Raw genomic sequence first — 18,410 nt, 5'->3', positions numbered from 1 at the left:
ACCACCTGAGGAGTCGCAGTGCTGTCGATGTCGAACGCAGTGGTACAGGCCGTCGCGCCCACCGTGCCCATCTCCCTGTCCACCGTCTTCTGGTCCGAGGTCGCGGGCACCGCGATGCTGATCCTGCTCGGCGCCGGCGTGGTCGCCAACGCCGTGCTGCCGAGGACCAAGGGACTCGGCGGCGGGTTCCTGATGATCAACTTCGGCTGGGGCCTGGCCGTGTTCGCCGGCGTCTACGTCGCCTGGCAGTCCGGTGCCCACATCAACCCCGCCGTGACCGTGGGCCTGTGGGCCAGCGGCGCCGAGGAGTACGCCCCCGGGGTGGCCGTCACCCTCGTCAGCACGCTCGTCTACTTCGCCGGAGAGCTGGTCGGCGCCTTCCTGGGCGCCGTGCTGGCCTTCCTCGCCTACAAGAAGCACTTCGACGAGGACATCGACGCGGAGACCAAGCTGGCCGTGTTCTCCACCGGCCCCGCCGTGCGCTCCTACGGCTGGAACGTGGTCACCGAGGTGATCGGCACGTTCGTCCTCGTCATCGTGATCCTGCTCTTCGGCAACACGCCCTCGGAGATCGGGCCGCTGGCCGTGGCGCTGCTCGTGGTCGGCATCGGCGCGAGCCTCGGCGGGCCCACGGGCTACGCCATCAACCCCGCCCGTGACCTCGGTCCGCGCATCGCCCACGCCGTGCTGCCCATCCGCGGGAAGGGCTCCAGCGACTGGGCCTACGCCTGGGTCCCGGTCGTGGGCCCGCTCATCGGCGCCGTGCTCGCCGGCGGCTTCTACCAGCTGTACGCCAACGTTCCCGCCTGACGCCCGCACCACCACCGACCGACCCGTCCACGACACCACAACGAAGTGAGGGACCACCCATGAGCACCGACACCAAGTACGTCATGGCCATCGACCAGGGCACCACGAGCTCCCGCGCGATCATCTTCGACCACCGGGGCACGATCGTCAGCACCGGTCAGCTCGAGCACGAGCAGATCTTCCCGCGCGCCGGCTGGGTGGAGCACGACCCCATGGAGATCTGGCGCAACGTCCGCAAGGTCGTCGCCGACGCCGAGGCCTCCGCCGAGATCAACGCCCGGGACCTGGCCGCCGTGGGCATCACCAACCAGCGCGAGACCACCGTGGTCTGGGACCGCACCACCGGGGAGCCCGTCTACAACGCCATCGTCTGGCAGGACACCCGCACCCAGAAGATCGCCGAGGAGCTCGGCGGGGAGGTCGGCCCGGACCGGTACAAGGACCGGGTGGGCCTGCCCCTGGCCAGCTACTTCTCGGGCCCGAAGGTCAAGTGGATCCTGGACAACGTGGACGGCGCCCGGGAGCGGGCCGAGCGCGGGGACCTGCTCATGGGCAACACCGACTCCTGGCTGGTGTGGAACATGACGGGCGGCGTGGACGGCGGGGTGCACGTCACCGACGTCACCAACGCCTCGCGCACCATGCTGATGAACCTGGCGACCCTCGACTGGAACGAGGAGATCTGCGCCGACATGGGCATCCCCACGTCGATGCTGCCCGAGATCCGCTCCTCCTCCGAGGTCTACGGCAAGGGCCGCACCCGCGGCTTCCTCAAGGACGTGCCGATCGCCGGCATCCTCGGCGACCAGCAGGCCGCGATGTTCGGGCAGGCGTGCTTCGAGAAGGGCATGGGCAAGAACACCTACGGCACAGGCAGCTTCGTGCTGATGAACGTGGGCACCGAGGTGGTGCACTCGGAGAACGGGCTGCTGAGCACGGTGTGCTACAAGATCGGCGACCAGGACGCCGTCTACGCCCTGGAGGGCTCCATCGCCGTGACCGGGTCCCTGGTCCAGTGGCTGCGCGACAACCTGGGCATCCTCTCCTCAGCACCGCAGGTCGAGTCCCTGGCCGCGTCGGTCGAGGACAACGGCGGGGCCTACTTCGTCCCGGCCTTCAGCGGCCTGTTCGCCCCGTACTGGCGCTCGGACGCCCGCGGCGCCCTGGTGGGCCTGACTCGCTACGTCAACAAGGCCCACATCGCCCGGGCCGCCCTGGAGGCCACGGCCTACCAGTCCCGCGAGGTGGTCGAGGCGATGAACGCCGACGCCGGGGTGGACATCACCGAGCTCAAGGTGGACGGCGGGATGACCGCCAACGAGCTGCTCATGCAGTTCCAGGCGGACCAGCTCGGGGTCCCGGTGATCCGCCCGGAGGTCACCGAGACCACGGCCCTCGGCGCCGCCTACGCCGCGGGCATCGCCGTCGGCTTCTGGTCCGGGACGGAGGAGGTCACCGCGAACTGGGCCGAGAACAAGCGCTGGGAGCCGCAGATGGAGGACGCCGAGCGCGGCCGGCTGTTCCGCAACTGGCAGAAGGCCGTCACCAAGACCTTCGACTGGGTGGACGAGGACGTCGACTGACCGCGTCCGCGCCGAGGGCTCGTGCGCCGGAGCGCCGTCCGGGACTCCCGGGCGGCGCTCCGGCGCGCCGGGACCGGGACGGGGGCCGGCCCGCACCGCGAGCACCCCGGGGCGCGCCACGGCCCCGCACACGCTATAGTAGGACGTCGGCCGGCAAGGCCCGTGCTCCCGCACGACCGGCGCACCGCCTCAACCACGGTGCGCGGCGCGCGGCCACGGCGCTTGCAGGACAGGAGGATTGCGGCTGATCCTCACCTCTCCGGCGGGACCGATCCCGTCCTCGGAGGCCGGACCGAACAGAACACGCTCCCCCCGCACCGCACGCCGGACGGGGGAGGGCACCGCATTGTGAAAGGTAAACGTGGCTAACAACACGCGTGCGCGCCGCCAGGTGCGCAAGTCCCGCGCCCTCGGGATCGCCCTGACCCCGAAGGCCGAGAAGTACTTCGAGCGCCGTCCCTACGGCCCCGGCGAGCACGGCCGTGCCCGCCGGAAGGCAGACTCGGACTACGCCGTCCGGCTGCGCGAGAAGCAGCGTCTCCGGGCGCAGTACAACATCCGCGAGAAGCAGATGCACATCGCCTACGTCGAGGCCAAGCGCCAGGAGGGGCAGACCGGTGAGAACCTGGTCGCCCTGCTGGAGTCCCGCCTGGACGCCCTGGTCCTGCGCTCCGGCTTCGCCCGGACCATGGCCCAGGCCCGCCAGATGGTCGTGCACCGCCACATCCTGGTTGACGGCGAGCGGGTGGACCGCCCCTCCTACCAGGTCAAGGAGGGTCAGCTGATCCACGTGCACGCCAAGTCGGAGAAGATGGTGCCCTTCCAGGTCGCCGCCGCCGGCGCGCACCAGGCCGTGCTGCCCGACACCCCGGGCTACCTCGACGTGCAGATCGAGAAGCTGCAGGCCAAGCTGGTCCGCAAGCCCAAGCGCGCCGAGGTCCCCGTGACCTGCGAGGAGCAGCTCGTGGTGGAGTACTACGCCCGCATGGCCTGATCCTGCGGGCTCCTGCCGCCGGGACCCCCCCGGGGGCAGGGCCTTCCCTGCGGAGAGCCCGCGGCGCCTGCGCCGCGGGCTCTTCCGTTCGGTACAGTTGATCCCCGGGCACCGCGCCGGTGCCCGTCCCCGCACGCCCGGGCGGTCCTGCCGCCCCGGCCCCCCGACCCGACCAGCAAGGAGCGCGCCGCCCCATGACCGGTGGAGAAATCGCAGGACTGCTCGCCGCGGGGGTGTTCGCCGTGCTGGTGCTCCTGCTCGCGGTGCCGATCCTCAAGCTCGGCAAGGTCTTCGACGAGCTGCGGCTGACGATCCGCTCGCTCAACAACGAGACCGTCCCCCTCATCGACGAGGTCACCCGCACCGTCTCGACCACCAACTCGCAGCTCGAGAAGGTGGACGGGATCACGACCAACGTCTCCGACGCCTCCGCGAACGTCTCCGCGCTGTCCTCCCTGGTGGCCTCCACCGTGGGCCAGCCGCTGATCAAGGTCGCCGCGTTCTCGCACGGCGTCCGCCGGGCGTTCACGGGCGACACCGCCCCGCACGGCTCCCACCGGGCCGACCGCTTCGGGGCCGCCGACGAGCAGGCCCCCGGCGCCCCGGGGGAGGACCGGCCATGAGCTTCTGGGGCCGGCTCGCCCTCGTGGCCGCCGGCGGCGTGCTCGGCGCCGCCGCCACCCGCCTCGCCCGGTCACCCGGCCAGGACCTCTCCGTGCCGGGCGGCAGCGGCGCCGCGCGCGCGCCCCGCCCCGGGGACTGGCGCTCCCGGCTCTACCGCTTCGCCGCCACCGTGCGCGCGGGCATGGACGAGCGCGAAGCCGAGCTGCGCGAGTCCTTCGGCGTCGCCGCCCCCCGGCCGCAGGCCGGCCGTCTCGCCGCCGGCCGCACCGCCCCGCCGGTGCTGGACGGCACCGCCGCCCCCGGCGCGGCCGGGGCCGCGGCGGAGCCCACCGACCCCTCGACCGAACGCGAAGGAAAGCACCGGTAATGCTCTCTCAGGAAATCACCAAGCGCTGGCTGGACTACTTCGAAGGCCAGGGCCACACCGTGGTGCCCTCCGCCTCGCTGATCTCCTCCCAGCCGGGTGCCATGTTCACGATCGCGGGCATGGTCCCGTTCATCCCGTACTTCCTCGGCCAGGAGACCGCCCCCTACCGGCGCGCCACGTCCATCCAGAAGTGCATCCGCACCCTCGACATCGACGAGGTGGGCAAGACCGCCCGGCACGGCACGTTCTTCCAGATGGCCGGCAACTTCTCCTTCGGCGACTACTTCAAGGAGCGGGCCATCCCCATGGCGTGGGAGCTGCTCACCAGCCCGCTCGAGAAGGGCGGCTTCGGTCTGGACCCGGACCGGCTGTGGGTGACCGTCTACGAGGGCGACGAGGAGTCCTACACGCTCTGGAAGGACACCGTGGGGGTGCCCGCCGAGCGGATCCAGCGGCTGGGCCGGGACGAGAACTACTGGGACACCGGCCAGCCCGGCCCCGCGGGCCCCGACTCGGAGATCTTCTACGACCGCGGCCCCCGGTACGGCCGGGAGGGCGGCCCGGCCGTCGACGACGACCGGTACATCGAGATCTGGAACCTCGTCTTCATGCAGTACCAGCGCGGTGAGGGCTCGGGCAAGGACTACGAGATCCTGGGCGACCTCCCCGAGCAGAACATCGACACCGGCCTCGGCGTCGAGCGCCTCGCCATGCTGCTGCAGGGCGTCGAGAACTTCTACGAGACCGACCAGGTCCGCCCCGTCCTGGACAGGGCGTCCGAGCTCTCGGGGAAGCGGTACCACGGCTCCGAGAAGCCGGGGGAGGAGGGCTACGACGACGACGTGCGGATGCGCGTGGTCGCCGACCACGTCCGCTCCTCGCTGATGCTCATCGCCGACGGCGTGAGCCCGTCCAACGAGGGCCGCGGGTACATCCTGCGCCGCCTGCTGCGCCGCGCGATCCGCGCGATGCGCCTGATGGGCGTCACCGAGCCCTGCCTGCCCGTGCTGCTGCCCGCCTCCCGGGACGCCATGCGCGGCGTCTACCCCTACGTGGCCGAGGACTTCGAGCGGATCTCCCGGATCGCCTACGCCGAGGAGCGGGCGTTCCTGAAGACCATCGAGTCCGGCACCACCCGGCTCAACGAGGCCGTGGCCGGCGCCCGGCGCCAGGGCCAGGCCGTCTCCGGCGCGGAGGCCTTCGCCCTGCACGACACCTACGGCTTCCCCATCGACCTGACCCTCGAGATGGCCGCGGAGGCCGGGGTCCAGGTGGACGAGACGGCGTTCCGCGGTCTCATGGAGGAGCAGCGCCACCGCGCCCAGCAGGACGCCCGCGCCAAGAAGGGCGCCCACGCCGACCTCTCGGTGTTCCGCCGGCTCGTCGACGAGGGCGGCTCGGTGTTCACCGGCTACACCCGGCTCGGCCACGAGACCGTGCTGCGCGCCCTGCTGCAGGACGGCGTGACCATCCCCGCCGCGTCGGCCGGGGAGCACGTCGAGGTCGTCCTCGACGAGACGCCGTTCTACGCCGAGGCCGGCGGCCAGGCCGCCGACCGGGGCACCATCAGCGGCGACGGCTTCGTGCTCGAGGTCACCGACGTCCAGCAGCCCGTGAAGGGGCTGTCCGTGCACCAGGCGGTCGTGCGCGAGGGCGAGGCCCTTTCCGGGGCCACGGTGCTCGCCCAGGTGGACGTCGCCCGCCGGCGCGCCGCCGAGGCCGCCCACACCGGCACCCACATCGTCCACGCGGCCCTGCACGACATCCTCGGCCCCGAGGCCGTCCAGCGCGGTTCCTTCAACAAGGAGGGGTACCTGCGCTTCGACTTCGCGTGGGGCGAGGGGCTCGCCGAGGCCCAGCGCCGGGAGATCGAGGAGGTCTCCAACGCGGCGATCCACGCCAACCACGAGGTCGTCACGCAGGAGATGGCCCTCGACGAGGCCAAGGCCATGGGCGCCATGTCCCTGTTCGGCGAGAAGTACGGGGACCGGGTGCGCGTGGTCGAGCTGAACGGACCCTGGTCCCGGGAGCTGTGCGGCGGCACGCACGTGGGCGGCACCGCCCAGATCGGCTCCCTCACCCTGCTCACCGAGCAGTCCGTGGGCTCGGGCAACCGCCGCGTCGAGGCGCTCGTGGGCCTGGACTCGTTCCGCCACCTCGCGGCCGAGCGGACCCTCGTGCACCAGCTCACCGGCATGCTCAAGGTGCAGTCCTCCGCGGAGCTGCCCGAGCGCCTGGCGGGCACCCTCGAGAAGCTGAAGTCGGCCGAGAAGGAGCTCGCGGTCCTGCGCCGGGAGAAGCTCCAGGCGCAGGCCGGCGCCCTGCTCGACGGCGTGCGGGAGGTCGGCGCCGTAAAGGTCCTGACCCACGACATGGGCGAGGTCTCCGGGGCCGACGACGTCCGCTCGCTCGCCCTCGACCTGCGCGGCCGGATGACGGCGGAGCCGTTCGTCGTCGCCGTCACGGGCACGGCCAAGGGCCGTCCCCTGGTCCTCGTGGCGACCACCGAGGGCGCCCGCGCGGCCGGGGTGCAGGCCGGCCGGCTCGTGCGCACGGCCGCCAAGGTCCTCGGCGGCGGCGGCGGCGGCAAGGACGACATCGCCCAGGGCGGCGGGCAGGACCCGGCCAAAACGGGGGCCGCCCTGGACGCGGTGCTGGCCGACATCGCCCGGGCGACGGGCGGCGCCGCCGCGTGAGCGACGCCTACGCCCGGGGACGGCGGATGGGGGTCGACGTCGGCCTCGTCCGCGTCGGGGTCGCCCTGTGCGACCCCGACGGCATCCTCGCCACGCCGCTTACCACGCTGCGGCGCGACCCCGACCCCCGGAAGGGCTTCGACGTGAAGCTGCTGGCCGGTCTGGTCCAGGAGCACGACGTCGTCGCCGTCTACGTGGGGCTGCCCCGCAGCCTCGACGGCGGGGAGAACGCCTCGACCGCGATGGCGCGCGACTACGCGGAGGCCCTCGTGCGGCGGCTGCGCGTGAAGGGCCGCGACGTGCCGGTGCGGCTGGTCGACGAGCGCCTCAGCACCGTGGACGCCCACCGGGCGCTGCTGGAGGCCGGGGTCGCCCGCCGCGACCACATGGACAAGGTCGACCAGGTGGCCGCGGCCACCATCCTGCAGAGCGCCGTGGACCGGGCCAGGGCGACCGGGGCGGAGCCCGGCGCGCCGGTGGACCCGCCGGTCCCCGGCGCCGCGGCACCCGCCGTCCCGCATAATGGGGGTGACCGCGACGGGCAGGGTCCGGCCGCGGCCCGCCGCGGGGAGTCGTCCACCGGAGCCGGGAACACGGCCGAGGACACCGCCGAGGACACCGCCGGAGCGCCCGACCGGGCGCGGACGGCACCGTTGACGACCACCGATCCGGACGGAGAGCATTCGTGAGCGACGATCCGTACGACCAGTCGGCGCCCCGCCGACCCGAGGCGCCCCGGGAGTCGTCCGGCGGCGGTCTGGGCAGCCTCCTGGACGCCCCGTCCTCGAGGGAGCCCTCCACGGGCCTGCGCGGCGTCTTCGAGCACGAGGAGCTCACCCCCGAGCAGGTCAAGCGGCGCCGGCGCCGCGGCCGCGTCTCACTGACCACGGCCATCGCCCTGTTCCTGCTCGCCGCGCTGATCACGGTGTCCGTGCTCGGCTCCACCTTCCGGTGGTTCGAGGTCCGCGACTACCGCGGCGACGGCAAGGACCCCGTGACCTTCTCCGTGGCCGACGGCGCCACCACCGGCCAGATCGCCGTGGCCCTCGAGGCGCAGGGGATCGTGGCGGACGCCGAGACGTTCGTCGAGACCTACCAGGAGGAGCACGCCGAGCAGTTCATCCAGCCGGGCGAGTACGAGCTGCGCACGGAGATGAGCTCGGAGGCCGCCGTGGACGCGCTCATGGAGGAGGACGAGGCCACCCACTACGCGGCGGTCAACCGGACCCTGCGCATGACCGACGTGTTCGGGGTCCTCAGCGAGTCCACCGGCATCCCCGTCTCCGAGTTCGAGGCCTACCGGGAGGACACGGCGACGTTCGGGATCCCGGACCGCTTCCCCACCCTCGAGGGCTGGCTGCACCCGGGCGAGTACCGGTTCCCGCTGGACGCCACGGCGGAGCAGATCCTGCAGACGATGGTGGACCGCACCCGCACGACCCTCGACGACAACGGCATCAGCGACGAGGACCAGATCTTCGAGGTGCTCACCATCGGCTCGATCATCGAGTTCGAGGTCCAGCCCGAGCACTACGACGTGGTGGCCGGCGCGATCGAGAACCGGCTCGAGAACCCCGACGGCGAGACCTCCGGGTTCATCCAGTCCGACGCGTCCGTGACCTACGGCCTCGACCGCCGCAGCTACGACTTCTCGGAGGAGGAGCGCCGCGACGAGTCCAACCGGTACAACACCTTCGCCAACCCCGGCCTGCCGGTGGGCCCCATCGGCTCCCCGGGCGACGCCGCCATCGCGGCGGCCGCCGACCCGCAGGACAACGACTACTACTTCTGGGTGACCGTGGACCTGGACACGGGCGAGACGAAGTTCGCCGAGACCTACGCGGAGCACCTGGGGTACGTGGAGGAGTACAACCAGTGGTGCAGCGAGAACGAGGGCCGGTGCGGGTGAGTCCCGCCCGCGCCGCCGTGGTGGGCCACCCCATCGGCCACTCGAGGTCCCCGGACCTGCACCGCGCCGCGTACGCGGTGCTGGGCGAGGACGTGCACTACGACGCCCACGACCTGGTCGAGGAGCAGCTCCCGCCGTTCGTCGACGCCCGCCGGTCCGATCCCGCCTGGCGCGGGCTGTCGGTGACGATGCCCCTGAAGTCGGTGGCCGCCGCGTGCGCGGACGAGCTCACGGTCCTCGGGGCGGCGGTGGGCGCGGTCAACACCCTGCTCTTCCGCCCGGACGGGACGGTGCTCGGCCACAACACCGACGTCACCGGCATCGTGGGCGCGGTGCTCGCGGCGGGCACCGTGCCGGCCGTCCCCCGGGCCGCCGTCCTCGGCGGGGGCGGCACGGCCACGGCCGCCGTCGCCGCCGCGCAGCGGCTCGGGGCCGCCTCCGTGGACGTCTTCGTGCGCTCCGCCACCCGCGCCGGGCGCGCCGTCGAGGCGGGGCGCCGGCTCGGGATCCCCGTGCACCTGCGGGCGTGGGACGAGGCGCCGGGCCTCCTGGCCGCGTACGACGTGGTCGTCTCCACCCTCCCCCCGCACGGCGCGGACGAGCTGGCGGCGCAGCTGGAGGCCGCCGCCCCGACCACCACGGGCGTCCTCCTGGACGCCGCCTACGACCCGTGGCCGTCGGCGGTGGCCGCGGCCTGGTCCCGGGCCGGGGGAGCGGTGGCCCCGGGACTCGATATGCTGATCTTCCAGGCGGTGGACCAGATCCGCCTGTTCACCGGCCGCGATCCGGGCACACCCCTGCCCCGCGAGCAGGACGTGGTCGCCGCGATGTGCGCGGCCGTGGGGCGGCCCATCCTCGCCGCCCCGTCCCTGCCCCGCACCTGAGACCTGTCGGCGGCCGCGCCCCGCGGGGCCCTGTCGCCGAGACCCCGAACGGAAAGAGTTGTTATGTTGCGTTGGCTCACGGCCGGCGAGTCGCACGGCGAGGCGCTCGTCGGGATCATCGAGGGCGTCCCGGCTGGGGTGAGCCTGACCAGCCAGGACGTCCGCGACGCCCTGGCCCGCCGCCGGCTCGGCTACGGGCGCGGCGCGCGGATGAAGTTCGAGCAGGATCAGGTGCGCCTGCTCGGCGGCGTGCGCCACGGCGTGACCCAGGGCGGGCCGGTGGCGATCGAGATCGCCAACACCGAGTGGCCCAAGTGGCGCGAGGTGATGTCCGCGGACCCCGTGGACCCGGAGGTGCTCGCGGGCCGCGCCCGCAACGCCCCCCTCACCCGCCCCCGCCCCGGCCACGCGGACCTCACCGGCATGCAGAAGTACGGCTTCGACGAGGCGCGGCCCGTGCTCGAGCGCGCCAGCGCCCGGGAGACGGCCACGCGCGTGGCCCTCGGCGCCGTCGCCGCGAAGATCCTCGAGGCCGTGGGCGTGCAGCTCGTCTCCCACACCACGGCCGTGGGCGCCGTCAGCGCCCCGGTGGACGCCGCGCGCCCGCTGCCCTCCGACGTCCCCGGCCTCGACGCCGACCCCCTGCGCTGCTTCGACCCCGCCACGGCGGAGGCCATGGTGACGGCGGTGGACGCCGCCCACAAGGACGGGGAGACCCTCGGCGGCGTCGTCGAGGTCCTCGCCTACGGGCTGCCCCCGGGGCTCGGCTCGTACGTGCACTGGGACCGGCGGCTCGACTCGCGCCTGGCCGGGGCCCTGATGGGCATCCAGGCCATCAAGGGCGTCGAGGTCGGGGACGGCTTCCTGACCGCCGCCCGGCCCGGCTCCGAGGCCCACGACGAGATCTCCCGCGGCGCCGACGGCGCGGTGCGCCGCGTGAGCAACCGCGCCGGCGGGATCGAGGGCGGCATGTCCATCGGTGACGTCCTGCGCGTGCGCGCGGCCATGAAGCCCATCGCCACCGTGCCGAAGGCGCTGCGCACCGTCGACGTCGCCACCGGCGAGGCCGCCCGCGCCCACCACCAGCGCTCGGACGTCTGCGCCGTGCCCGCCGCCGGGGTGGTCGCCGAGGCGATGGTCGCCCTCGTGCTCGCCGACGCCGTGACGGAGAAGTTCGGCGGGGACTCGATCACCGAGACCGCCCGCAACAAGGACGCCTACCTCGCCGCGATCCCGGAGTCCCTGCACTCCGCCGGCGAGCTCGGGGCCTTCGGGGACGACGCCGCCGCGGCGCGCGACGACCACATGGGCGACCCCCTCGTGGCCCCCGCCGAGACCGGGGCCCCCGCAGATGCGGCCGCGCCCGCCGAGCCCGGGGAGGCCCAGGCGTGAACGCGCAGTTCCCCGCCCCGGCCGACGCCGCCGAGACCCCGCAGCGGCCCGTGGTGCTCATCGGGCCCATGGCCGCCGGGAAGTCCTTCCTGGCCCTGCACATGTCCAAGTTCTACGGCTACGACTTCGTGGACGCCGACCAGGTCATCGTCTCCCGGTACGGGGTGATCTCGAAGATCTTCGCGGAGCACGGCGAGAAGTACTTCCGCGACCTCGAGGCGGACACCGTGGCCGAGATCCTGCGGGACCCGGACCACGCCAACGCGATCTTCTCCGTGGGCGGCGGCGCCCCCATGACACCGTCCACCCGCGAGCTGCTGCGCCACGAGCTCGTCGCCTACCTCGAGGTGGACACCGAGACCGTGCTGCCCCGGATCAGCGGCAACCGGACCCGCCCCATGCTCCAGCCGGACCCGGAGCGGCGCTGGCAGGAGCTCTACGAGTCCCGGCGCGCCTGCTACGAGGAGCTCGCCGACATCACCCTCGACGGCCGCGGCAACCGGCCCGTCGCCGAGATCGGCGCCGACCTCGAGGCGGAGCTCACCCGCCTGCGCTCCGCACGGAGCGCCGGCGGCACCACCGACAGCACCCAGGAGGCCCAGGCATGAGCGAGTCCGCTCCCCGCACCGTCACGACCATCCCCGTCACCGGGGAGCGCCCGGCCGAGAACTACGACGTCCTCGTCGGCCACGGGCTGCTCGGCGAGGTCCCCCGCGTGCTCGGCGACCGGGTCCAGCGCGTGCTCGTCATCCACCCGCGGTCGCTGCGCAGCACCGGCGACGTGGTCATGGAGGAGCTGCGCGGACAGGGCTACCAGGCGTTCACCGCCGAGATCCCCGACGCCGAGGAGGGCAAGCACGTCCAGGTGGCGTCCTTCTGCTGGCAGGTCCTCGGGCAGAACGACTTCACCCGCTCGGACGCGATCGTGTCCGTGGGCGGGGGAGCGGTCTCCGACCTCGCGGGGTTCGTGGCCGCCACGTGGCTGCGCGGTGTGCGCGTGGTGCACGTGCCCACCACCCTGCTCGGCATGGTCGACGCCGCCGTGGGCGGCAAGACCGGGATCAACACGGCCGAGGGCAAGAACCTCGTGGGCGCCTTCCACCCGCCCGCGGCCGTGCTGTGCGACCTCGACACGCTGCGGACGCTGCCCGAAAACGAGCTGCTCACCGGCATGGCGGAGGTCGTCAAGTGCGGCTTCATCGCCGACGAGCGGATCCTCGAGCTCATCGAGGCCCACCCGGAGGCGGTGCGCGACTCGCAGTCCGAGGTGGTCCGCGAGCTCGTGGAGCGCAGCATCCGGGTCAAGGCCGAGATCGTCTCCGGCGACCTGCGCGAGGCCGGCCGCCGGGAGATGCTCAACTACGGGCACACCCTCGGCCACGCGATCGAGCACAACGAGCGCTACCAGTGGCGCCACGGCGCCGCGGTCTCGGTGGGGCTGGTCTTCGCCGCCGAGCTCGCCCGCACCGCCGGGAACCTGGCCAACGACGTCGTCGAGCGCCACCGCAGCATCCTCGCCTCCCTCGGCCTGCCGACCGCGTACCGGTGGGACCAGTGGCCGCGGCTGCTCGAGGTCATGAAGCGGGACAAGAAGACGCGCGGGAACCTGCTGCGCTTCGTCGTCCTCGACGCCGTCGGCCGGCCCCGCGTGCTCGAGGTCCCCGACCCCGCGATCCTCTTCGCGAGCTACCAGGAGATCGCCGAGGGCGCGCCCAGCTAGACTGGTCCGCGGTCCGGGACGACACCCCCCTGTCCGCGCCGACCTGCCGACTTCGCAGACAACCAGAGAGAGAACCTGTGGCTACGACCAACGACATCAAGAACGGCACCGTCCTGAAGCTGGAGGGCAACCTCTGGAACGTGATCGAGTTCCAGCACGTGAAGCCGGGCAAGGGCGGGGCGTTCGTGCGCACCAAGATGCGCAACATCACCTCCGGGAAGGTCGTCGACAAGACCTTCAACGCCGGCGCGAAGATCGAGACCGCCACGGTGGACCGCAGCGAGTACCAGTACCTGTACCAGGACGGCGCCGACTACGTCTTCATGGACAACAAGACCTACGACCAGATCACCGTTCCCGGTGAGGTGGTGGGCGACGCCGCCAACTTCATGCTCGAGAACCTCAACGCGACCATCGCGCTGCACGAGGGGGCCCCGCTCTACATCGAGCTGCCCGCGTCCGTGGTCCTCGAGATCACCTACACCGAGCCGGGCCTGCAGGGCGACCGCTCCACCGGCGGCACCAAGCCCGCCACCGTGGAGACCGGCTACCAGATCCAGGTGCCGCTGTTCCTCGAGCAGGGCACCAAGGTCAAGGTCGACACCCGCACGGGTGACTACCTGGGCCGCGTCAACGAGTGAGCGCCCGGGGCAAGGCGCGCCGGCGCGCCGTGGAGATCCTCTTCGAGGCCGAGCAGCGTTCCGAGGACGTCCGCGAGGTCATGGAGCGGCGCCGGATGCACAGCGACTCGCAGGTCTCCCCGTACGCCGAGGAGCTCGTGCTCGGCGTCACGATGCGCCGCGGTGAGCTCGACGAGTACCTCGAGACGTACTCCCAGGGCTGGACCCTCGAGCGGATGCCCGCGGTGGACCGCAACGTGCTGCGCGTGGGGGCCTGGGAGCTGCTGTTCAACGACGACGTCCCGGACGGGGTCGCCGTGGCCGAGGCCGTGAGCCTCGCCAAGGAGCTCGCGGGCGACGACTCCCCGCGCTTCGTCAACGGTCTGCTGGGCCGGCTGCAGCAGATGAAGCCGACCCTGCTCGGCTGACGGGGCCGCCGGACCCCGCCCGGGGCGCGCGCTACCATTCCGGGACCACGACCGTGCGTCCCGGAAAGGTCCGCATGACAGCTCCCGCGCTGCGCCTGCAGGGCGTCTCGAAGCACTACGGGACCGTGCGCGCGGTCGACCGCGTCACCCTCGAGGTCCGCCCGGGGGAGGTCTACGCGCTGCTGGGCCTCAACGGCGCCGGCAAGACCACCGTCATGCGGACGGTCCTCGGCATGGTCCGGCCCTCGGCCGCGGGCGCGGCGACGCGCACCGCGCGGGGCCCGCAGCCGTGCTCGGCGACGCCGGCGCCGCGGACCGCCCGGACGCCGTGGCCGCCGCCCTCGTCCACGGCGGCGTGCCCCCCCCACCGGCCTCGCGGTTGTCCGCGAGGACCTCGAGGCCTACTTCCTGCGCCTGGTGGGAGCGCAGCACCGGCAGGAGCGCCCCGGTGACCGGTGAGCCGGCGGCCGCCCTCGGGGCGGAGGCGCTGAAGCTGCGCCGCTCCCGCGTGCCCTGGGCCACCGCCGGGGCCGTGGCCCTCACCGTCCTCGTGGCTCAGGTGCTCGCCGCGGTCGGCCACGGCGCGTGGTTCCCCTGGGCCGTGCCCGCCCTCCTCGCCGGGACGGCCGGCCCGGACGCCGCCGGCGCCGGTCCGGGTGGCGTCCTGGGCGTCGCGCTCGTCGCCCTCGGCTCGGCCGCGGTCACCGCCGCCCGGTGGGAGCGGGTCGACCACAGCGCCTAGCCCGGGCGGGGTCGCCGGGGGAGGCGGGCGTCACACCGGGCCCGGGGCGTCAGGGCCGCTGTGCTAGTTTGGGGCGAGCAAGCAACCTTTAAGTCCGTCCTGTGAGGCGGGGAAGGAGGCGGCACCCATGAACGACGACACCTCCGCGGCCGGTCCCTCGACGGGACCCGCCGCCGCGCGCGTCATCCTCTCGGCAGCCGACATCGACCGCGCCCTGACGCGCATCGCCCACGAGATCCTCGAGGCCAACAGGGGCAGCTCGGACCTCGTCCTGCTCGGCATCCCGCGCCGCGGCTATCCGCTGGCCCAGCGGATCGCCGCCAAGATCGCCGCCTCCGACACCGGCTTCGACGCCGCCGCGAGCCTCGGCCAGCTCGATGTCACGATGTTCCGCGACGACCTCCGCAAGAACCCCGCCCGCGCCCCCCAGCCGACCCGCATCCCCGTGCAGGGCATCGACGGGCGCACCGTGGTCCTCGTCGACGACGTCCTGTACTCCGGGCGCACCGTGCGCGCCGCCCTCGACGCCCTCGTGGACGTCGGCCGGCCCCGCGTGGTCCGCCTCGCTGTGCTCGTCGACCGCGGCCACCGGGAGCTGCCCATCCGCGCCGACCACGTGGGCAAGAACCTGCCCACCTCCTCCCAGGAGAAGGTCCGGGTCCGGCTGGCCGAGACCGACCCCGAGCCCCGCGCGGCGGAGAACGCCGACTGCGTGGTCATCGAGACCACCGTGCCGGGAACCGGCGCATGAGGCACCTGCTGTCCACGAAGGACCTCTCCTACGACGCCGCCCTGACGTTCCTGGACACCGCGGACCAGATGGCCGCCGTGGGCCAGCGCTCCGTCAAGAAGCTCCCCGCGCTGCGGGGCCGCACCGTGGTCAACCTCTTCTTCGAGGACTCGACCCGCACCCGCATCTCCTTCGAGACGGCCGCCAAGCGCCTGTCCGCGGACGTCCTCAACTTCTCCGCGAAAGGCTCCTCGGTCTCGAAGGGGGAGTCCCTCAAGGACACCGCCCAGACCCTCGCGGCGATGAGCGCCGACGCCGTGGTGATCCGGCACTCGGCCTCCGGCTCCCCGCAGCAGCTCGCGGAGTCCGACTGGATCGACGCCGCGGTGGTCAACGCCGGCGACGGCACCCACGAGCACCCCACGCAGGCCCTGCTCGACGCCATGACCCTGCGCCAGCACCGTGCCCGCACCGAGGGCCGCGAGAGCACCCGCGGGCTCGACCTCGAGGGCATGCACGTGGTGATCGTCGGCGACGTCCTGCACTCCCGGGTGGCCCGCTCCGACCTGTGGCTGTTCACCACCCTGGGCGCCCGGGTCACGTTCGTGGCCCCGCCCACCCTGCTGCCCGTCGGCATCGCGGACTGGCCTTGCCGAGTGGTCTTCTCCCTCGACGAGGCCCTGGACCCCGCCCCGGACGCGGTGATGATGCTGCGCGTGCAGCGGGAGCGGATGCACGCCGCGTTCTTCCCGACCGCCCAGGAGTACGCCCGGGAGTGGGGGCTGACCCCCGAGCGGGTCGCCGCCCTCGACGCCGCCGGGGCCGCCACGGCGATCATGCACCCGGGACCCATGAACCGCGGGCTGGAGATCTCCTCCGCCGCGGCGGACTCCCCGCGCTCCACGGTCCTGGACCAGGTGCGCAACGGCGTCTCCGTGCGGATGTCGGTGCTCTACCTGCTGCTCTCCGGCGACGACCTCGACCCCACCTCCACCCCGCACCCCCAGGAGCGCTGACCTCTCGTGACCTCGTACCTCATCCAGGGCGCCCAGCTGCTCGGCGAGCAGACCGCCGACATCCTCGTCGAGGACGGCGTGATCCGGCGCATCGGCCCCGACCTCGCCGCGGACGCGGGCGACGCCCGGATCCTCGACGCCGCCGGGCTCGTGGCCCTGCCCGGGCTCGTGGACATCCACACGCACCTGCGCGAGCCCGGCCGGGAGGACGCCGAGACCGTCGAGACCGGCACCCGGGCGGCCGCGCTCGGCGGCTACACCGCGGTCTTCGCGATGGCCAACTCCGATCCCGTGGCGGACACCGCCGGTGTGGTGGAGCAGGTGCACGAGCTGGGCCGCTCCGCGGGCTGGGTCGAGGTCCGTCCCGTGGGCGCCGTGACCGTGGGTCTGAAGGGCGAGCGGCTGTCCGAGATCATGGCGATGGCCGAGTCCCGCGCGGGCGTGCGGATGTTCTCCGACGACGGCATGTGCGTGCACGACCCGGTGCTCATGCGCCGGGCCCTGGAGTACGTCAAGGGCTTCGACGGCGTCGTGGCCCAGCACGCCCAGGAGCCGCGGCTGACGGAGGGCGCCCAGATGAACGAGGGCGCCGTGTCCGCCGAGCTCGGGCTGACGGGCTGGCCCGCCGTCGCGGAGGAGGCCATCATCGCCCGCGACGTGCTGCTCGCCGAGCACGTCGGCTCCCGCGTGCACATCTGCCACCTCTCGACCAGGGGCTCCGTGGACATCGTCCGCTGGGCCAAGCAGCGCGGCATCGACGTCACCGCCGAGGCCACCCCGCACCACCTGCTGCTCACCGACGAGCGGGTCCGCAGCTTCGACCCGGTGTTCAAGGTCAACCCGCCGCTGCGCACGGACGAGGACGTGCACGCCCTGCGCGCGGCCGTGGCCGACGGCACCATCGACGTGATCGGCACCGACCACGCCCCGCACCCCGCCGAGGACAAGGAGTGCGAGTGGTCCTGCGCGGCCAACGGGATGACCGGGCTCGAGACCGCGCTGTCCGTGGTCCAGCTCAGCCTCGTCGACACCGGCCTGCTGACCTGGCGCGACGTCGCCCGGATCACCTCGGCGACCCCCGCCCGGATCGGGCGCCTCGCCGGCCAGGGCCGGCCGCTCGAGGAGGGCGAGCCCGCTCACCTCACCCTGTGGGACCCGGCCGCGACCACCGTGGTGGACCCCGCCCGGCACGCGTCCAAGGGCCGCAACAGCCCCTACCGCGGCATGGAGCTGCCCGGCACGGTCCGCGCCACCTTCTTCCGCGGCCACCCCACCGTCCTCGACGGGGCCCTCAACACCCCCGCCCCGACCCCCGCCGCCTGACCGCGCCGACCACCTTCCACCGCCCGGAGGCCCCCGTCCCATGGACCAGCTCAGCACCGTGCTCGTCACGGTCATCGTCCTCGCCGTGCTCTTCGCCCTGCTCCGCCGGGGCTGGCGCACGCGCGTGCGACGCCAGTCGGGGATCGCGGCGCCGGCCGCGCCGCCCGAGGGGATCGAGGAGCGCGAGCCCCGGCTCGTGGTCCCGGGCATGTACGTGAGCACCACGGAGACCGGCGCCCCGCTCGAGCGGATCGCGGCCCACGGACTGGGCGTGCGCGCCCGGGCGACGGCCCTGGTCCACGACGACGGCGTGCTCCTGGACCGGCAGGGCGCCCCGGGCCTGTTCGTCCCCGCCGCCGACCTCGTGGCCGTGGGCACCAGCTCCGGCATGGTCGGCAAGTTCGTGGAGCGGGACGGGCTCGCCGTGCTGACCTGGCGGCTGGGCTCCACCGTGGTGGACACCGGCTTCCGCACCCAGCGGGCCGAGGACAAGCAGCGCCTCCTCGACGCCGTGGAGGCGATCGTCCCGGCACCGCACTCCTGACCCGCCGGCGGCACCCGCCGCCCCGCCT

At 73.4% G+C, this 18,410-nt stretch carries 20 protein-coding genes; all 20 read left to right on the top strand.

What is annotated here, in order from left to right:
• Positions 1-27 precede the first annotated feature (27 nt).
• The 20 genes from ACZ2G1_RS03135 to ACZ2G1_RS03040 all read left to right on the top strand — a co-directional run bounded on the left by ACZ2G1_RS03135 (position 28) and on the right by ACZ2G1_RS03040 (position 18,382).
• On the top strand, positions 28-810 hold the full coding sequence (locus ACZ2G1_RS03135; RefSeq protein WP_368795954.1) for an MIP/aquaporin family protein: 783 nt from the start codon (positions 28-30) through the stop codon (positions 808-810).
• Positions 811-869: 59 nt separating this feature from the next.
• Positions 870-2,393, top strand: coding sequence for a glycerol kinase GlpK (glpK, locus tag ACZ2G1_RS03130; protein WP_109244405.1), 1,524 nt, complete (start codon positions 870-872; stop codon positions 2,391-2,393).
• Between the two features lie 361 nt (positions 2,394-2,754).
• Positions 2,755-3,387 (top strand): 30S ribosomal protein S4, encoded by a 633-nt coding sequence (gene rpsD / locus ACZ2G1_RS03125; protein ID WP_017832285.1) that lies wholly within the window; start codon positions 2,755-2,757, stop codon positions 3,385-3,387.
• A gap of 194 nt (positions 3,388-3,581) precedes the next feature.
• Positions 3,582-4,010, top strand: coding sequence for a DUF948 domain-containing protein (locus ACZ2G1_RS03120; RefSeq protein ID WP_031282383.1), 429 nt, complete (start codon positions 3,582-3,584; stop codon positions 4,008-4,010).
• Positions 4,007-4,378, top strand: a complete 372-nt coding sequence (locus ACZ2G1_RS03115; RefSeq protein WP_109244404.1) for a hypothetical protein — start codon at positions 4,007-4,009, stop codon at positions 4,376-4,378. Before ACZ2G1_RS03120 ends, ACZ2G1_RS03115 begins: the two co-directional genes overlap by 4 nt.
• Positions 4,378-7,074, top strand: a complete 2,697-nt coding sequence (alaS, locus tag ACZ2G1_RS03110; RefSeq protein WP_336649439.1) for an alanine--tRNA ligase — start codon at positions 4,378-4,380, stop codon at positions 7,072-7,074. The genes ACZ2G1_RS03115 and alaS overlap by 1 nt, the downstream gene beginning before the upstream one ends.
• Positions 7,071-7,763, top strand: a complete 693-nt coding sequence (gene ruvX, locus ACZ2G1_RS03105) for a Holliday junction resolvase RuvX (protein WP_470377471.1) — start codon at positions 7,071-7,073, stop codon at positions 7,761-7,763. The genes alaS and ruvX overlap by 4 nt, the downstream gene beginning before the upstream one ends.
• Entirely contained in the window at positions 7,760-8,983 is a 1,224-nt protein-coding gene (locus tag ACZ2G1_RS03100; RefSeq protein ID WP_052133031.1) for an endolytic transglycosylase MltG, read from the top strand. The genes ruvX and ACZ2G1_RS03100 overlap by 4 nt, the downstream gene beginning before the upstream one ends.
• A complete protein-coding gene (locus ACZ2G1_RS03095) occupies positions 8,953-9,867 on the top strand; it encodes a shikimate dehydrogenase (RefSeq protein ID WP_419966979.1) in 915 nt (304 codons plus the stop codon). Before ACZ2G1_RS03100 ends, ACZ2G1_RS03095 begins: the two co-directional genes overlap by 31 nt.
• Positions 9,868-9,930: 63 nt before the next feature.
• Entirely contained in the window at positions 9,931-11,259 is a 1,329-nt protein-coding gene (gene aroC / locus ACZ2G1_RS03090) for a chorismate synthase (protein ID WP_017832292.1), read from the top strand.
• Positions 11,256-11,867 carry a shikimate kinase gene (locus ACZ2G1_RS03085; protein ID WP_017832293.1) on the top strand — a complete coding sequence of 204 codons (612 nt, stop codon included), beginning with the start codon at positions 11,256-11,258 and terminating at the stop codon, positions 11,865-11,867. The genes aroC and ACZ2G1_RS03085 overlap by 4 nt, the downstream gene beginning before the upstream one ends.
• Positions 11,864-12,979, top strand: a complete 1,116-nt coding sequence (aroB, locus tag ACZ2G1_RS03080) for a 3-dehydroquinate synthase (RefSeq protein ID WP_470377470.1) — start codon at positions 11,864-11,866, stop codon at positions 12,977-12,979. Before ACZ2G1_RS03085 ends, aroB begins: the two co-directional genes overlap by 4 nt.
• Positions 12,980-13,056: 77 nt before the next feature.
• Positions 13,057-13,620, top strand: a complete 564-nt coding sequence (gene efp, locus ACZ2G1_RS03075; RefSeq protein WP_133410212.1) for an elongation factor P — start codon at positions 13,057-13,059, stop codon at positions 13,618-13,620.
• A complete protein-coding gene (nusB, locus tag ACZ2G1_RS03070) occupies positions 13,617-14,027 on the top strand; it encodes a transcription antitermination factor NusB (RefSeq protein ID WP_284563770.1) in 411 nt (136 codons plus the stop codon). The genes efp and nusB overlap by 4 nt, the downstream gene beginning before the upstream one ends.
• 74 nt (positions 14,028-14,101) lie before the next feature.
• Positions 14,102-14,479, top strand: a complete 378-nt coding sequence (locus tag ACZ2G1_RS03065) for an ATP-binding cassette domain-containing protein (RefSeq protein WP_470377469.1) — start codon at positions 14,102-14,104, stop codon at positions 14,477-14,479.
• Complete coding sequence (locus tag ACZ2G1_RS03060; RefSeq protein ID WP_470377468.1) at positions 14,476-14,769, top strand: hypothetical protein; 294 nt, start codon at positions 14,476-14,478, stop codon at positions 14,767-14,769. Before ACZ2G1_RS03065 ends, ACZ2G1_RS03060 begins: the two co-directional genes overlap by 4 nt.
• A 127-nt stretch (positions 14,770-14,896) precedes the next feature.
• Positions 14,897-15,520: a bifunctional pyr operon transcriptional regulator/uracil phosphoribosyltransferase PyrR gene (gene pyrR, locus ACZ2G1_RS03055; protein ID WP_017832300.1), complete on the top strand. Its 624-nt coding sequence runs from the start codon at positions 14,897-14,899 to the stop codon at positions 15,518-15,520.
• On the top strand, positions 15,517-16,515 hold the full coding sequence (locus tag ACZ2G1_RS03050) for an aspartate carbamoyltransferase catalytic subunit (protein WP_017832301.1): 999 nt from the start codon (positions 15,517-15,519) through the stop codon (positions 16,513-16,515). Before pyrR ends, ACZ2G1_RS03050 begins: the two co-directional genes overlap by 4 nt.
• Before the next feature lie 6 nt (positions 16,516-16,521).
• Positions 16,522-17,838 (top strand): dihydroorotase, encoded by a 1,317-nt coding sequence (locus ACZ2G1_RS03045; protein WP_470377467.1) that lies wholly within the window; start codon positions 16,522-16,524, stop codon positions 17,836-17,838.
• A 40-nt stretch (positions 17,839-17,878) separates the two neighbouring features.
• On the top strand, positions 17,879-18,382 hold the full coding sequence (locus ACZ2G1_RS03040) for a PH-like domain-containing protein (RefSeq protein ID WP_017832303.1): 504 nt from the start codon (positions 17,879-17,881) through the stop codon (positions 18,380-18,382).
• Positions 18,383-18,410 lie beyond the last annotated feature (28 nt).

Source organism: Kocuria sp. KKT182 (assembly GCF_055635395.1).
The sequence above is the reverse complement of the archived record's forward strand: the minus strand, read 5'-3'. Positions and strand labels throughout refer to the sequence as shown.

What these genes read in the sequence shown, in the direction of transcription:
- ACZ2G1_RS03065 (WP_470377469.1), top strand. Translation starts at nt 14,102, where the DNA reads ATGACAGCTCCCGCGCTGCGCCTGCAGGGCGTCTCGAAGCACTACGGG.
- ACZ2G1_RS03115 (WP_109244404.1), top strand. Translation starts at nt 4,007, where the DNA reads ATGAGCTTCTGGGGCCGGCTCGCCCTCGTGGCCGCCGGCGGCGTGCTC.
- ACZ2G1_RS03120 (WP_031282383.1), top strand. Translation starts at nt 3,582, where the DNA reads ATGACCGGTGGAGAAATCGCAGGACTGCTCGCCGCGGGGGTGTTCGCC.
- ACZ2G1_RS03050 (WP_017832301.1), top strand. Translation starts at nt 15,517, where the DNA reads ATGAGGCACCTGCTGTCCACGAAGGACCTCTCCTACGACGCCGCCCTG.
- glpK (WP_109244405.1), top strand. Translation starts at nt 870, where the DNA reads ATGAGCACCGACACCAAGTACGTCATGGCCATCGACCAGGGCACCACG.
- alaS (WP_336649439.1), top strand. Translation starts at nt 4,378, where the DNA reads ATGCTCTCTCAGGAAATCACCAAGCGCTGGCTGGACTACTTCGAAGGC.
- aroC (WP_017832292.1), top strand. Translation starts at nt 9,931, where the DNA reads ATGTTGCGTTGGCTCACGGCCGGCGAGTCGCACGGCGAGGCGCTCGTC.
- ACZ2G1_RS03040 (WP_017832303.1), top strand. Translation starts at nt 17,879, where the DNA reads ATGGACCAGCTCAGCACCGTGCTCGTCACGGTCATCGTCCTCGCCGTG.
- pyrR (WP_017832300.1), top strand. Translation starts at nt 14,897, where the DNA reads ATGAACGACGACACCTCCGCGGCCGGTCCCTCGACGGGACCCGCCGCC.
- ACZ2G1_RS03135 (WP_368795954.1), top strand. Translation starts at nt 28, where the DNA reads ATGTCGAACGCAGTGGTACAGGCCGTCGCGCCCACCGTGCCCATCTCC.
- aroB (WP_470377470.1), top strand. Translation starts at nt 11,864, where the DNA reads ATGAGCGAGTCCGCTCCCCGCACCGTCACGACCATCCCCGTCACCGGG.